The following is a 12,704-nucleotide window of genomic DNA, read 5'->3' on the forward strand; positions in this document are numbered from 1 at the left end:
TGGAAGCCTCCTGGTTGCCCCTGAATTAGCAGTTATCTCCCACCCCGTGACCGATTCGGACACTTGTGTATGAAAATTTCTGCAGTTCGGGGGTAGAATCAAGACCCATGGCATCAAAGTCTGGTTCTCAGTCCAAAACTCCAACAGCAGCGTTGGAAGTGGAATCGAAGTTCTCCGCAGCTCCTGAGGTAGTAGCTCCGTCCTTCGATTTCATCCCACAGGTGGGCTCCACCACCACTGAGGTGCGGAATCTGTCCGCAATTTACTTGGATACTGCGGATTTACGTCTGACTCGTTCCAAGCACACGCTGCGTCGCCGAACGGGCGGCCCTGATGAGGGCTGGCATTTGAAGGCCCCTAGCACCGGCGGTCGTCTTGAATACGGCGTTGGCCTGGAAGAAGGGTCTGTTAACGGCGAAGGGCGCGACGCTGAATACGTCGTTCCCACAGAGCTGCTCGCCCCGGTTCGCGCCATCGTTCGCAACCATCCACTCCAGCCCATCGCACAGGTCGATAACGAGCGCCACGTCACCACGGTGTTCGCTGAAGACGGCTCACCAATGGCGGAATTTGCCGATGACCACGTGACGGCTACCTCTTTCCTTGAAGGCGGTGAAACCACGCAGTGGCGCGAGTGGGAAATTGAGCTGCTCGGCGAGTGGGCAGAAATGCCAGAGGGCAAGGCTGTAATGGCAGCCATGTCCAAGGTCGCTGAAGTGGCTGGCGCTGTTCCGTCGGAAAGCCCGTCGAAGCTGGCAACGGCTCTGGGGGACTCCATTAACTCCGCTCCCCTGCCGCCGCAGCCGGCAACGCTGCCGAAGGGCACTCCGGGGCGCACGGTAATTGACGCGCTGGCCGCCAACGTGGCCAAGATGGTCGAGTACGACCCGAAGGTGCGCCGCGATGAATTCGACTCGGTTCACCAGATGCGCGTAGCTACCCGTGAGTTGCGTAGTCATATGCAGACCTTCCACGGCATTGTTGTTGGCGACAAGGTCGCAGAGCTGGAGGATAACCTCAAGCAGCTTGCTGGTGTGCTCGGCGTTGCTCGTGACGCTGAGGTTGTTGCCATGCGCTGGGAAGAGCTGCTGGCTAACCATGAGAGCGCCGCACTTGGCGAAGAAATCCGCAACAACCTCGTTGAGGATGTTCAGAAGGACTATGAGCGGGCTCACCGCCACGTCGTGTTCGCCCTGAATTCCGGCGAGTACCTGCAGCTTCTGGATGACCTCGACGAGTTCCTCGCTAACCCGCCAATTGCGGCTACCGCTGAGGAAGCAGCCGAGTTTGAAAAGCCCGCCAAGAAGAAGGCCGCCGAGGCGCCTGCCGACGGTGCGGAGAGCGAGACCTCCGAGGAGTCCGCTGCAGAGTCTGCGGCCGACACCACGGATGCAGAAGCCGCGAAGGAAGAAACGACTGAGGAGAAGGAGCTCGACACCACTGCGGTGCTGCTCTCCCACCTCCGCAGCGCTTTTGCCAAGTTCGAGCGTCGTCACAACCAGGTGCTTGATGGCCGCGAGGATCCGGATTTGGCCGAGGCCGATTTGGATGAGCGATACCACGACGTGCGTAAGGCAGCAAAGAAGCTGCGCTACAGCGCCGAAGCCGCTCAGAATGCCGATCTACCAACGGAGAAGCTCTACGCAGCCTGCAAGAATCTGCAGTCTGAGCTCGGTGATTTCCAGGACACCTGCACCGCGCGTGACTTCGTGCTCAACCGCGCTCAGCGCGCAGCGCGAGCTGGCAAGGACACATTCGGCTACGGCGTGCTCTACCAGATGGAGTACTACGACGGCTTGGAGGCTCTTGAAGAGTACGACGAGGCAGTAGCCAAGGTCTTCAAGGCATTCCGCAAGATGGAAAAGAAGATTAAGAAGGGCAAGAAGTCGAAGAAGGACGAGTCCTAAAAAAAACTTGATTCCTGCTCTAAACTGCGCATTCCCGATTTTTGGGAGTGCGCAGTTTTTATTTTGATGACATATACCCGTTGACGCAGGATTGTAATCCCCTTAACATTTTTGGAGTACACATCAACAACATGAACTCTTAAGGAGCTGCGCCTCGAATGCCCTCTGCCTATCGCGATATCATCGGACTTCTCGCTCGACTTTCCATTGGTGCAGTGCTCATTGCACACGGCTACCAGAAACTGTTCGACTACGGCATGACGGCTGCCGGCCAATCATTTGCTGACATGGGCGTACCTGCCCCAGAACTTGCCGCCTGGGTGGCCGCTCTCATCGAGTTTGTCGGCGGCATTCTCCTGTTCATCGGCCTGTTCCAGCCCATTGCAGGCATCCTGGTCACTCTGAATATGTTGGGCGCAGTCTTCCTCGTCCACATTTCCAACGGTGTGTTCGCGGATAACAACGGCTTCGAGCTGCCGCTGACGATTGCTGCGGGTGCTGCGCTGATTTCCGCATTTGGCTCCGGCCGGTTTGCGCTGGACACCGTGGTGGGTAAAACGAATAAAGCTGCCATCAACCCCTAATCGGTGGCAGCGCGGCGAGGCTTTATTCGTCGTCAAGCAACGGCATTGAGCCAACTGGCCTAGTTGCCCTCGCCCCAATCATCGTCTTCCTCATCCCAGTCGTCGGCCGCTTTATTGCGTTCGGCGACTCGCTGCATTGCAGCACGTGCCTCTGCCTCAGAGCCATAAGGCCCCATGCGGTCATCCCAACCGGTGGCCTTTCCTTGAAAAACCTTGCCAGTCGACGGCTGGTAGTACCACTTGCCAGTGCTATCGCTCATAATCTTCTCCTCCGATTGAAACGGATTGGTTGGAATGGATGTGCCAAAAAGCACTCGTTTTTCCTGCCCACGAGCCCTGCGGCCCCGTAAAATCCCAGTATAAAGGTTTGGCACCACCCCCTACCCCGGGTATTATCGACGGAATTGCGCATGCCAGCGGGAAACAGGCGGCTGCCCGCCGCATTTGGTTTCCGCCCCGCTCCCCTGGGAGTATCGTGCGTTGTCCCCATTGTTCGTCTGCGCTGTTTTCGCGACGGCGCCACTTGAGTCGAGTTCTTGGAGAGGTTTCATCCCATGCCCGCCGCACCCGCTGTAGTTAACGACGTCTTTGAAGCCGTCGGTTCCGATGCTTCAGTTGCCTACGCTCCGGGTGCGATTAACCTACTCGGCGAAGACTGCTCCTGCTCCGGTGGCATGCTGCTGACCACCGCTATTCCTGTATACGCGGCTGTGGGCGTCGAGGAGATCGACGAGCAAAAGCTGATTATTACCTACAAGCGCGAAACCACCACCATGGATTTCCCGGACAGCGTGCCCACTGCATTCTCGCCGGTACCGACTGCCGTCGCGGCGGCCGTTGTGGCGCTGCAGCACTCGCTGCACCTGGTGCCGCGCAACAGCGGTGGCTTGAAGGTCACCATCGCCTCTACCATCGCGCCTCGTCGCGGTTTTGCTGAGATTCCAGCTATCCAATCGGCACTGGCACTAGCACTCAACGCCCGTTTTGGCGACCGCGACGATGTGCCGACGCGCACTCGCATCGCCACTGCTCTGCACGAGACGATGCAGCGTATTAAGGGGCAGTCCTGGCCGCTGTACCCGTACACCACGGCGCTGCGCAGCCGCCCGGACAGCCTGCTGTGCATCAACCACTCCGATGATGCCGTGACGCAGACGGCTCGCCCGCAGTCGCTGGCTCTGACTATCGCCTACTCCCCGGATGTCACGGGCGGCTCGCCAACTGAGGAGCGTTACGAGTTCTTCCAGGAGGCCTGCACTGCCTTTGGCGTACCGACGCTGGCCAGCCTCCCCGATGCTCAAGAGCGCGTCGCCGACTGGGTGCGCGCACGCCACGAGGTTCACCCGGACGACGAGAACATCCCCACCATCGGCCGTGCAGTTCAGTGGCTCGATGATGCCGACGCATCCTCCGACCGCGCCCGCGCAGTCATTGGCCACATCCGCCACAGCGATATCCAGGCAGCCCTTGCCGGGGTTAATCGCGATGTGAGCCAGCGTGGCTCCGCGCCGTCGACAAGCTCTGCACTGGGTCAGCTGGCAGCATCGACCGAACAGATTGGCGCCGATAAGGTCGTGCGTTGTGCCCCGTGCCCAGGTGCGTCGCTGGTGACGTGGTCTCATGTCGACAACGCCGATGCGATTGCCGCTGCGCTTAACGACGCAGGTGCGGAGACCTTCCGCGTTGCCGACACGGCAGCCGGCGCGGTTGTGGAATAAGTGGAATAGCCTGCTCGTCGCGGGATAGAGGTATTTAAGGGAGCGAGTCGGCCTGTAAGCCGGATTCTGTCCCGCCATGTCCCTTGCGGGCGCATACGGTGGCGATCATCCATCTCGGTCTGCCATTGCTGACAGGCTCAAGCAGCACACCCACGAGTATCGGGCGGGCAGCCCTCAAACACTCGCGCACGCACACGACAAGCATGCGCGCTTTTGCCTTGCTCCTGGTGGGGTTTACCTAGCCGGTGCAATCACTTGCCCCGCTGGTGCGCTCTTACCGCACCTTTTCACCCTGACCGAGTCTGCCGCGGCAGACGGTAAAACCTCGGCTGCGTGCTCGGCGGTCTATTTTCTGTGGCACTATTCCCGCAGGTCACCCTGGGTTGCTGTTAGCAACCACCATGCCCATATGGAGTCCGGACTTTCCTCGACAGCGGCCTTGAATGCACCAAAAGATGCACCTGGTTCCGTTTACTGACGCAATCGCCCGGCCGGCTCGCTCGACAAATTAGTGTACCCGCCACAGGCCCAATTCAAATAACCCGTGGTGGAGCGCCTCCTTGCTGCCTAGCCACGAAGGTAACTGGTGTCATTGACCAAGCGCACCGAGGTAGGCCCATCGGCGTAGAACTCCACAATGGACAAGCTGGCGAGATCCAGGTGGAGGCGGGTGAAGATTTCAAAGCCGCACCCAAGCCCCTGACGCAGCAGCGCCTTGATTGGGGTGACGTGACTGACCACCAACACATCAGAAGCCCCGAACTGGTCTGCAATACGCCCGCGAGCGGCAGCTACTCGCCTATCGACGGTATGGAAATCCTCCCCCTCCGGCGGTGCCACGGACGGGTCAGCCAGCCACGCACTGTGCAACTGCGGCGTAGCTGTGTGCGCCTCGGAGAAGGTCAGTCCCTCCCAGTTGCCGAAGTCGGTCTCCCGCAGATCCTCATCGACAACAATGTCTAAGCCCAGTGCCTCAGCTGCTGCCTCCGCAGTCTGCTGCGCGCGCCGTTGTGGGGAAGTCACGATAGCGGCGAAATTCACCTGCTCGGCATCTGCGAGGTCTCGCAGATGCCGAGCTGCGGCGTTGGCCTGCCGCCGACCGAATTCAGTGAGATCCGGGTTGGAACGGCTGCCCGAGTACTCCCGACGAATCGACATCGGTGACTGCCCGTGGCGCAGCAGTACCAGCCGAGTCGGGTCTGTTGTAGCCCCTGTCCAGCCCGGCGCGCTATCGCGCTTGTCCGAAGCCGTGCTCATTTACTTGTCCTTTGCTGCCCCGAGGGTTTCTGCCCGCACAATCATCGCTCCACACTCCGGGCAGAATGTGACCACGTCTGCGGCCAGGGTGGAAAATTCGTGCACCGATCCCACGTCCAGTTCCATGAAGCAGGAACCGCAGGTGCGGCCGTTTACGCGGGCGACCGGAATGCCATTGGCCTCCTCAAGGCGCTTGTAGAGCTTGGCGGCCGGACCAGTAATGTTCTTGGCCGCTTCTTCAATCTTTGTCTCCGCGATGGCGACTCGCGCAGTGAGGTCACGTTCGGCGTCGGCAAGCCGTTGCTTGGCAGCGACGATGTCCTCGTGTGCCTCGTCGGCGTCGTATTCCTGCTTGGCGTCGATGGTGTAGGCCTGCTGCATACGCATGAACTGCTGAAGTTCCTGCTCAGCGCGCTCACGACGGCGCTTCGTCGAACGCAGGTCATGCTGCAGATCGCGGCGGGTGTGCGGGTCTTCCGCTGCGCCGAGGGAAAGGCGGTTTGCCTTCTCACGGGCCTTGAGCTTGTTGATGTCCGACTCGAGCTTTGCAATGTCGCTGCCGAGATCGGAAGCCGTGAGCTTGGAACGCGCTGCATCACTTGCCTGCTGGCTGTGCTTCTTACGCAATTCCTGGAGTTCGGCGCGCTCCGGCAGACAATTTTTGCGGGCAATCAGACCGTCGAGCACAGTCTGGTTCTCCGCCTTTTCCAGCATTGCGACCTGAATCTGGGGACTGAGCTTCATTGTGTTATTGCTTCCTTGCGTCGGTTGCTGATTACTTCTCTGTCTCGGCTGCGGTTGCGGCCACGGTCCACGGATCGGTGCGGACTTCCAGCACTTCCGTCGGCACACCCAGCTTGTCACTGAGCATGTCGGCGGCCTGGTAGCACCACGGAAATTCGCTAGCCCAGTGCGCGGTGTCAACGATGCAGAAATCCGCAGTGCGCAGTGTCTCGTCGACTGGGTGATGACGCAGGTCAGAGGTAACAAACGCGTCGACGCCCATCTTTGCCACGGTGTCGAGGAAGGAATCTCCAGCGCCGGAAGCCACGGCCACCGTGCGAATCATGCGCTCTGGGTCGCCGGCACCGCGCACGCCCCATTCCGTTGCAGGCAAGCGCTCTGCCACGCGAGCGACAAAGTCCTTAAACGGCATCGGCGTATCCAGCGTGCCGACGCGACCAATGCCGACTGCTTCCTTGGGGTCAAGGCCGGTGGCCTGGTTATCGACAATGTCGAAGGCCGGCTCCTCATAGGGATGCGCATCCTGCAGTGCCGCGAAAATTGCCGAGCGAACCGAACGCGGCGCAACCATTTCCAACCGCACCTCATCGACATACTCAATGTCGCCAACTGCACCGATAAACGGGTTCGCACCATCAAGCGGGCGGAATTGACCACGACCATTGATGCGGAATGCGCAGCTGTCGTAATCCCCAACCTTGCCCGCGCCAGCATCGAACATCGCCTGCGCGACAGCATCGACGTGATCTGCCGGTACCTTCACCGTCCAGGTATCCAGTCCCGGTGCCGACTGCGGGGCAAGTGGTGCTCCCGGCTCCACGCCGAGAACCTTCGCCAGCTGGTCATTGACTCCCGGACGAGCGCTATCGGCGTTGGTATGCGCCGCAAAGAGTGCGACACCAGCACGGATGAGCTTGTGGATAATCCTGCCCTTCGGCGTATCCGCCGCCACCGAGTTGACTCCCCGCAGCAGTAGCGGGTGATGCACGACGAGCATTTGTGCGCCTGCGGCAATCGCGCGGTCTGCCACCTCATCCGTGCAGTCCAACGCCAGCGCAATGCGGCGTACCTCATCATCTGGATCACCGCAGATCAGGCCGACTTTGTCCCAGCTCTCCGCCAATGCCGGCGGGTAGGCCGCGTCCATCGCCGCACGCACGTCGGCAACGGTCACTGCCACATCACTGTTTTCTGAACGCGTCTGCACAGAATCCGTCATACATCCATCCCTTTCAACACGTATGTGTCTCCCAGCGTAGTGAACTCGCGACTACTGCATCAGGTCTGCGGCTGCCGCAGCTTCGGTCTCAGCGATAAGCGAACGTACACTTGCGCCGTCGCGCACCGCCAATCTCCACCACGATTCATCGAGTCCGGTGAAGGTATCGCACCGCCGCACCGCCACACCGCGCTCAGAGAGCCGCTCACGCAATTGCTCATGCTTTACGACGTCACACTCTCCTGCGCGCTGATCCTGCTGGAGCTCCTGCAGTGCTGGTGGGCGGGCCAGCACAAACGGCGCCGCGGACGGCTGAACCTGCCAGCCTGCGGCTTGTAGCAGTGTGGTCATGGCCTCCCGCTGGTGGCGGATCTCCCTGCGAATTTCTGGCAACAGCTCCGCCTCCCGCGCGGTGATAGCTGCCATGGCGGTGAGCTGTAGTGTGCCCAGCGGCCAATGCGGACGCATTCGTGCCAGTCGTTCAAGGAGCGTTGGGCTGCCCAGTGCGTACCCACAGCGCAGACCAGCAATCGCCCAGGTCTTGGTCATGCTGCGAAAGACAATGACATTATCCAAGCGCTCCCCAGCGACCGAGCACTGTTGAATAGTGGCCTCGTCGCAGACATCCATGAACGCTTCATCGACAACAAGGACGTCACAATAGCTGGCCAGCGCTCGGATGTGCTCGGCAGAATGCGCGACTCCGGTGGGGTTGGTGGGATTGCCGATGACCACCACCCTGCCGTTAAGCTGCCGAGATAGCTGTTCGGCTGCGCCACTCGAGACGTCGTCAAGCAGCGCCGACAGCGTGTATGGCGACGGCAGGACGAGCGAATCGACCTGTGCGCCCGCGGCGCGGAATGCGGCTTCGGGTTCGGTGAACTGCGGCTGAATGATGATGGCGGGGAGTTCCAGGTGCGGCAGGAGCGAGAAACCTTCGGCGACGCCGTGGAGCAGAAGTACTTCGTCGGCGCTGCGGCCGTGGCTGGCTGCAATTGTCCTGCGAACCTCGGCATCGAACTGCGCGGAGGGATAGGCGGCGAGTTCGCCAAGGCCGGCGGCGAGTTCGTCCTGTAGCCACTGCGGAGTTCGGCCGCGGACATTGACGGCAAAGTCGAGGTCAGCATCAAAGGCGGCCTGATCACCGTGGTAGCGCAGCGGGTCGTTCAACATGCCATTAACACTAATGACCTTTTAGGATGAACAATATGTCCACTGGCCACAGCCCCACAGTTCTCATTGATGTCGACGGCACCATCGCTGATTCCCTGCCGGCAATTGCGCATGGTTTCCGTCTGGCGCTCGAGGCAATTGACCACCCGATTCCACCGACGAGCTTCATTAACACGATTCCGGGTCCGCCGATGGTGGAGACGCTGGCATCGCTTGGGCTTTCCGACGAGCAGGTTGACCGCGCCTTTAGCGTGTATATGGAAAACCAGCACGCCGGTGCGTGGAAGCGAGCAGAGATGTTCCCTGGCTGGCCGGAGCTACTTCACAACTGGCGCGAGGCCGGGGTGCGGCTGGCAACAGCGACGTCCAAAGGCGAGTACTTTGCCCGCAAGACGCTGGACAATTTTGGTCTGCTAGACGCGTTCGACTTCATCGGTGCGGCCAGTGACGATGGCACGCGACAGCAGAAAGTCGATGTCATTGCGCACACGCTGGACAGCTTAGGTATCGCTCGTAACGCAGCTGATCGCCCGAAAGGCGCGGTGGTGATGGTGGGCGACCGCATTCATGATTTCGAGGGCGCGGCACAATTTGGGATTCCAGCCATCGCAGTGGAATGGGGCTACGGACAGAAAGCGGAATTGGATCAGGCAGCTGCCATTGCTGCTTCCCCGGAGGAGCTGGACAGAGTGGTCCGAGAAATGTTGTATCTTTAATACTCGTTAACGAATGTTGACAACCCTATCCTTATCTTCTGAGAAGTTTGGTATTGCCTATTATGCTTATGAACTCGTCGCACCGTACTGAGTCCGTGTATGTCGTGTTTGTCTGCTCCGGAAATATCTGCCGCTCGCCCATGGCGGAAATCATCGTCCGCGACGCCGTAGAAACCGCCGGGCTTGCCGACGATGTCCTGCTCGCCTCCTGCGGCATCGGTGGCTGGCATGTCGGCGAGCCCGCTGATGAGCGCGCTCAGGCCGAGCTGGAAGATGCTGGCTACGACCCCTCGCACACCGCAGCACAACTCGGTGGTGAGCACATGGATGCCACCCTGTTCGTCGCCATGGATGAAGGCCATGTCAACAGCCTGCTGCGTGCCGGCGTGCCGAATGAGAAGATTCGCCTCATGCGCTCATTCGACCCGTCCTCCCCCAAGGGTGCGGTCGTTGCCGATCCGTACTACGGCGGTCCGGAGGGGTTTGTCCGGACTCGCGAGGAAATTGAGGCTGCTACCCCAGGGATTATCACCTGGATACGGGAGACCTTGGATCTGGTCTCCGAGCGTTAAATCGGCATTCGCCGCCTAGCGCCGGCTCAGGCGCTAATTTGGCATTTCCTCCGCTGGGTGAAGCACGTACTTTTCCGGCTTTTGCTTGCGGGCACGGAATGTCCAAATCTTGTTCAATATGAAGTTCGCTGGTGTGCCCAGGATGACACCAATCAGGTTTGCCCAGTACAGACGATTCCTGAAACCGGTGGAATCATCGAAGATGTCGGTGGGCAGCGCCAGCGGCGATGTCGGGTTTGTCAGCAGCGTGATGACAATCAGGTTGACAATCAGCGCCGACAAGCCGGCGAACAGGAACGGGAAGAACTGCTTAAACCAGTTCGGGCGGTTCTTGGTCCGGAAGGTCCACGAGCGGTTGAGCTGGAAGTTCCAGATATTGGCTACCAGGAACGCCAGGGTTGCATAGACGTGGGAGTAGCGGATATTCCAGCGTGTCCCCAAAAGATTTAAGAACACATCATGCTCATTGGTGTCCAGGCTCAGACCGACCTTGCGGGCGATAATCACCACGATGAGGTTGACAATCACACCGGTGCCGCCGACGAGTCCGAACTTGATGAACTGACGTGACACAGTACCGAAGCGACTCGACGCCGAGGTTTCCGCTGTTTGCGTGCCCACCACGGCACCTCTCTCTCCCAAAATCATACCTAGTTTTCCGATGACTTCCCGACTGTTGGCATTCCAATTTCGGACCAATGACGGGCCGATTACGGATTTTTATGCCAAATGTGCCCGCATAACTTTACCTGAAGTTAACTGCTATACCGTGTGAACGTTATCTCGTGGCAACGAGATATCGCCCACATACCTTAGGCTTCACTGCCCAACTGCACATGCAAAGGCGCGCCCTGAGTGCCTTCTGTGCTATCCGCTCTACCAGGTAAGCTCAATGACTGTGTTTAAGAATGTGCGCCAATTTCTGACCCCTGGATGGGTTCTCACCGCCGTTGTCGCCATTGCGTTTTCGTACCTCGCGTTTACTGTCTTGGCTCCGTGGCAGCTGGGCAAAAACACTGCGACGAAGCACCGCAACGAGCAACTTGAGCACTCATTCGAGCTAGACCCCGTTGATGTTAACGAGTTGATGCCCAAGGGCAAGGGCTTTACCGAGGGCAATGAGTGGCGTCGTGTCACCGCGCAGGGATCATTCCTGCCAGATGGCCGAGTCCTGCTGCGCAATCGCCCGGTCAATGGTGCCCCTGCCGTCCAGGTGCTGGATGTCTTTGCCGCCAACAATGGCGAAAACTACCTGGTCAACCGAGGCTTTGTTCGCCCCACTGACTCCGAAGCCCCCGATGTTGCCTCAGCTCCAAAGGGGACATTGACAATCTCCGCGGTGACTCGGCGCAATGAGATTCCCGCCGAAACCGCACCTATCCCCGGCAATCCACCGCAGGTCTACGGAATCAACACCAAGGAGATTTCGAAGCTCGTCGGAACGGAACTCAACCCGGATTGGCTGCAACTATCCGACAAATCAGAGGCGGTCATTGAGGCCATCCCACTGCCCACGTTGGAGTCAGGCCCCTACCTCTCCTACGGCATTCAGTGGATTTTCTTCGGTATCGGCGTGCCGCTAGCGGTCGTCTGGTTTATTCGCGCGGAAGTCGTTGAGCGACGCCGCGACCGTGCAGAGCAAGAGGCGATGGCGCACAACCTCCGCGACGCCGAAGCCGCAGAACCCGTTTCACAGGATTCAGCGAAGTCCGATAGCACCTCGGCGTCTGACGCCACAGAAACCGCCACGCCCAAGCCAGCACAATCCGATGCCGACCGCGCCGCCGAGCTGCGCCAACAGCGCATGGCGCAGCGCTACGGCAACACGGGCCACCGCGCGGCGGGATACCGCGATAACCGTTACGACGAACGCTTCTAGTCGGCCACGCAACCAGCAATGATTACGGCCAGCACACAGCTGGCCGCCACAATATTTTGCACACGCCTGCTCAAATCCGTGGCGCATCGCACATCCGCGACCACCGGCGCAGGCCCACGCCCCAACACCGGCCGCATCTCCACGCCACTGGCATATACAGTCTTGCCGCCGAGCTGCACGCCCAGCGCGCCCGCCGCGCTCGCTTCCACGATGCCGGCGTTCGGACTCGGGTGGTTGCCCGCATCTTTTCGCCACGCCGCAATTGCTTTACGACGGTCCGGGCCTGCAACCACCGTCGCCGCCGCAGTTAGCCGGGCGGGGAGGAAACCCGCGACGTCGTCAAGCCGTGCACTCGCCCACCCAAAGCGGTGATATCGATTGCTGCGGTAGCCCACCATTGCGTCGAGCGTATTGATGGCGCGATGCGCGACCACGCCCGGCGCGCCTGCGATCGCACCCCACAGCAGCGTGCCGGTGACAGCGTCGGAGGTATTTTCCGCGAGTGATTCCACGGTGGCTCGAGCGATGCCATCAGCGTCCAGCGAATGTGGATCGCGGGAACAGAGCCAGGGCACCAGCTCGCGAGCGGCCTCGATATCACCTGCTGTAAGACGGTCAGCCATCCGCTCGCCTGTGCGACGCAACGTCGTGCCGCCGAGACTTGCCCAGGTCGTGGCAATCAGTGCGAGGTTTGGGGCGATTTTACTGACTGCCGCAGTAATCGCGACGGGCGTACTGACAGCAATAACGGTGAATGCAACACCGCGCGCTTTCGAATTCGCGTAGATGCGCTTTTCGAGCTTGCTGACCGCTTGCCCGTAGACCGCCACGGGATGGTGCTTGGTGGGATCACCAAGGATACGGTCGAGTGCGTACCCCACCGCGATAGCTCCGCCGCGTCGCAGGAGGCGGCGGCACCTGGGCTTGGTTTTCAC

The 12,704-nt window shown here is 60.1% G+C and carries 12 protein-coding genes, 1 other RNA gene and 1 pseudogene; 6 read left to right on the top strand and 8 right to left on the bottom strand.

The window, feature by feature from the left end:
- Positions 1 to 107: 107 nt before the first annotated feature.
- Together Q4E11_RS03910 and Q4E11_RS03915 are read left to right on the top strand one after the other, a co-directional pair.
- Positions 108 to 1,907: a CYTH and CHAD domain-containing protein gene (locus Q4E11_RS03910; RefSeq protein WP_303163834.1), complete on the top strand. Its 1,800-nt coding sequence runs from the start codon at positions 108 to 110 to the stop codon at positions 1,905 to 1,907.
- 158 nt (positions 1,908 to 2,065) lie between these two features.
- Positions 2,066 to 2,491 carry a DoxX family protein gene (locus Q4E11_RS03915; RefSeq protein ID WP_303163836.1) on the top strand — a complete coding sequence of 142 codons (426 nt, stop codon included), beginning with the start codon at positions 2,066 to 2,068 and terminating at the stop codon, positions 2,489 to 2,491.
- A gap of 59 nt (positions 2,492 to 2,550) precedes the next feature.
- Here the strand turns inward: Q4E11_RS03915 and Q4E11_RS03920 are convergent, their stop codons facing one another.
- Positions 2,551 to 2,751: an SPOR domain-containing protein gene (locus Q4E11_RS03920; protein ID WP_303163838.1), complete on the bottom strand. Its 201-nt coding sequence runs from the start codon at positions 2,749 to 2,751 to the stop codon at positions 2,551 to 2,553.
- 294 nt (positions 2,752 to 3,045) lie between these two features.
- Here Q4E11_RS03920 and Q4E11_RS03925 point away from each other — a divergent pair, with 294 nt between their 5' ends.
- On the top strand, positions 3,046 to 4,209 hold the full coding sequence (locus Q4E11_RS03925) for a hypothetical protein (protein ID WP_303163840.1): 1,164 nt from the start codon (positions 3,046 to 3,048) through the stop codon (positions 4,207 to 4,209).
- A 39-nt stretch (positions 4,210 to 4,248) separates the two neighbouring features.
- Here the strand turns inward: Q4E11_RS03925 and rnpB are convergent.
- The 5 genes and pseudogenes from rnpB to cobC form a co-directional block, all read right to left on the bottom strand.
- An RNA gene (rnpB, locus tag Q4E11_RS03930) (RNase P RNA component class A) lies at positions 4,249 to 4,708 on the bottom strand.
- Positions 4,709 to 4,776: 68 nt separating this feature from the next.
- A pseudogene (locus Q4E11_RS03935) lies at positions 4,777 to 5,442 on the bottom strand (histidine phosphatase family protein); the annotation flags it as partial.
- A 24-nt stretch (positions 5,443 to 5,466) separates the two neighbouring features.
- Positions 5,467 to 6,210, bottom strand: a complete 744-nt coding sequence (locus Q4E11_RS03940; RefSeq protein ID WP_303163844.1) for a zinc ribbon domain-containing protein — start codon at positions 6,208 to 6,210, stop codon at positions 5,467 to 5,469.
- Between the two features lie 31 nt (positions 6,211 to 6,241).
- Entirely contained in the window at positions 6,242 to 7,429 is a 1,188-nt protein-coding gene (locus Q4E11_RS03945) for a Nif3-like dinuclear metal center hexameric protein (RefSeq protein ID WP_303163845.1), read from the bottom strand.
- 51 nt (positions 7,430 to 7,480) lie between these two features.
- Positions 7,481 to 8,602, bottom strand: coding sequence for an Rv2231c family pyridoxal phosphate-dependent protein CobC (gene cobC / locus Q4E11_RS03950; protein WP_303163847.1), 1,122 nt, complete (start codon positions 8,600 to 8,602; stop codon positions 7,481 to 7,483).
- A gap of 35 nt (positions 8,603 to 8,637) precedes the next feature.
- On the opposite strand from cobC, the gene Q4E11_RS03955 reads away from it, so the two are divergent.
- Together Q4E11_RS03955 and Q4E11_RS03960 are read left to right on the top strand one after the other, a co-directional pair.
- Complete coding sequence (locus tag Q4E11_RS03955; protein WP_303163849.1) at positions 8,638 to 9,318, top strand: HAD hydrolase-like protein; 681 nt, start codon at positions 8,638 to 8,640, stop codon at positions 9,316 to 9,318.
- 62 nt (positions 9,319 to 9,380) lie between these two features.
- Positions 9,381 to 9,890 carry a low molecular weight protein-tyrosine-phosphatase gene (locus tag Q4E11_RS03960; protein ID WP_303163850.1) on the top strand — a complete coding sequence of 170 codons (510 nt, stop codon included), beginning with the start codon at positions 9,381 to 9,383 and terminating at the stop codon, positions 9,888 to 9,890.
- A gap of 33 nt (positions 9,891 to 9,923) precedes the next feature.
- Here Q4E11_RS03960 and Q4E11_RS03965 read toward each other — a convergent pair whose 3' ends face one another.
- Positions 9,924 to 10,511, bottom strand: a complete 588-nt coding sequence (locus Q4E11_RS03965; RefSeq protein ID WP_303163852.1) for a GtrA family protein — start codon at positions 10,509 to 10,511, stop codon at positions 9,924 to 9,926.
- Positions 10,512 to 10,782: 271 nt separating this feature from the next.
- On the opposite strand from Q4E11_RS03965, the gene Q4E11_RS03970 reads away from it, so the two are divergent.
- Positions 10,783 to 11,769 carry an SURF1 family protein gene (locus tag Q4E11_RS03970; RefSeq protein WP_303163854.1) on the top strand — a complete coding sequence of 329 codons (987 nt, stop codon included), beginning with the start codon at positions 10,783 to 10,785 and terminating at the stop codon, positions 11,767 to 11,769.
- Here Q4E11_RS03970 and Q4E11_RS03975 read toward each other — a convergent pair.
- A complete protein-coding gene (locus Q4E11_RS03975; protein WP_303163856.1) occupies positions 11,766 to 12,704 on the bottom strand; it encodes a cobalamin biosynthesis protein in 939 nt (312 codons plus the stop codon). The genes Q4E11_RS03970 and Q4E11_RS03975 overlap by 4 nt on opposite strands.

Source organism: Corynebacterium sp., from assembly GCF_030532195.1.
Taxonomy (GTDB): domain Bacteria; phylum Actinomycetota; class Actinomycetes; order Mycobacteriales; family Mycobacteriaceae; genus Corynebacterium.

What these genes read in the sequence shown, in the direction of transcription:
- cobC (WP_303163847.1), bottom strand. Translation starts at nt 8,602, where the DNA reads ATGTTGAACGACCCGCTGCGCTACCACGGTGATCAGGCCGCCTTTGAT.
- Q4E11_RS03960 (WP_303163850.1), top strand. Translation starts at nt 9,381, where the DNA reads ATGCTTATGAACTCGTCGCACCGTACTGAGTCCGTGTATGTCGTGTTT.
- Q4E11_RS03945 (WP_303163845.1), bottom strand. Translation starts at nt 7,429, where the DNA reads ATGACGGATTCTGTGCAGACGCGTTCAGAAAACAGTGATGTGGCAGTG.
- Q4E11_RS03925 (WP_303163840.1), top strand. Translation starts at nt 3,046, where the DNA reads ATGCCCGCCGCACCCGCTGTAGTTAACGACGTCTTTGAAGCCGTCGGT.
- Q4E11_RS03915 (WP_303163836.1), top strand. Translation starts at nt 2,066, where the DNA reads ATGCCCTCTGCCTATCGCGATATCATCGGACTTCTCGCTCGACTTTCC.
- Q4E11_RS03910 (WP_303163834.1), top strand. Translation starts at nt 108, where the DNA reads ATGGCATCAAAGTCTGGTTCTCAGTCCAAAACTCCAACAGCAGCGTTG.
- Q4E11_RS03970 (WP_303163854.1), top strand. Translation starts at nt 10,783, where the DNA reads ATGACTGTGTTTAAGAATGTGCGCCAATTTCTGACCCCTGGATGGGTT.
- Q4E11_RS03940 (WP_303163844.1), bottom strand. Translation starts at nt 6,210, where the DNA reads ATGAAGCTCAGTCCCCAGATTCAGGTCGCAATGCTGGAAAAGGCGGAG.
- Q4E11_RS03920 (WP_303163838.1), bottom strand. Translation starts at nt 2,751, where the DNA reads ATGAGCGATAGCACTGGCAAGTGGTACTACCAGCCGTCGACTGGCAAG.
- Q4E11_RS03955 (WP_303163849.1), top strand. Translation starts at nt 8,638, where the DNA reads ATGTCCACTGGCCACAGCCCCACAGTTCTCATTGATGTCGACGGCACC.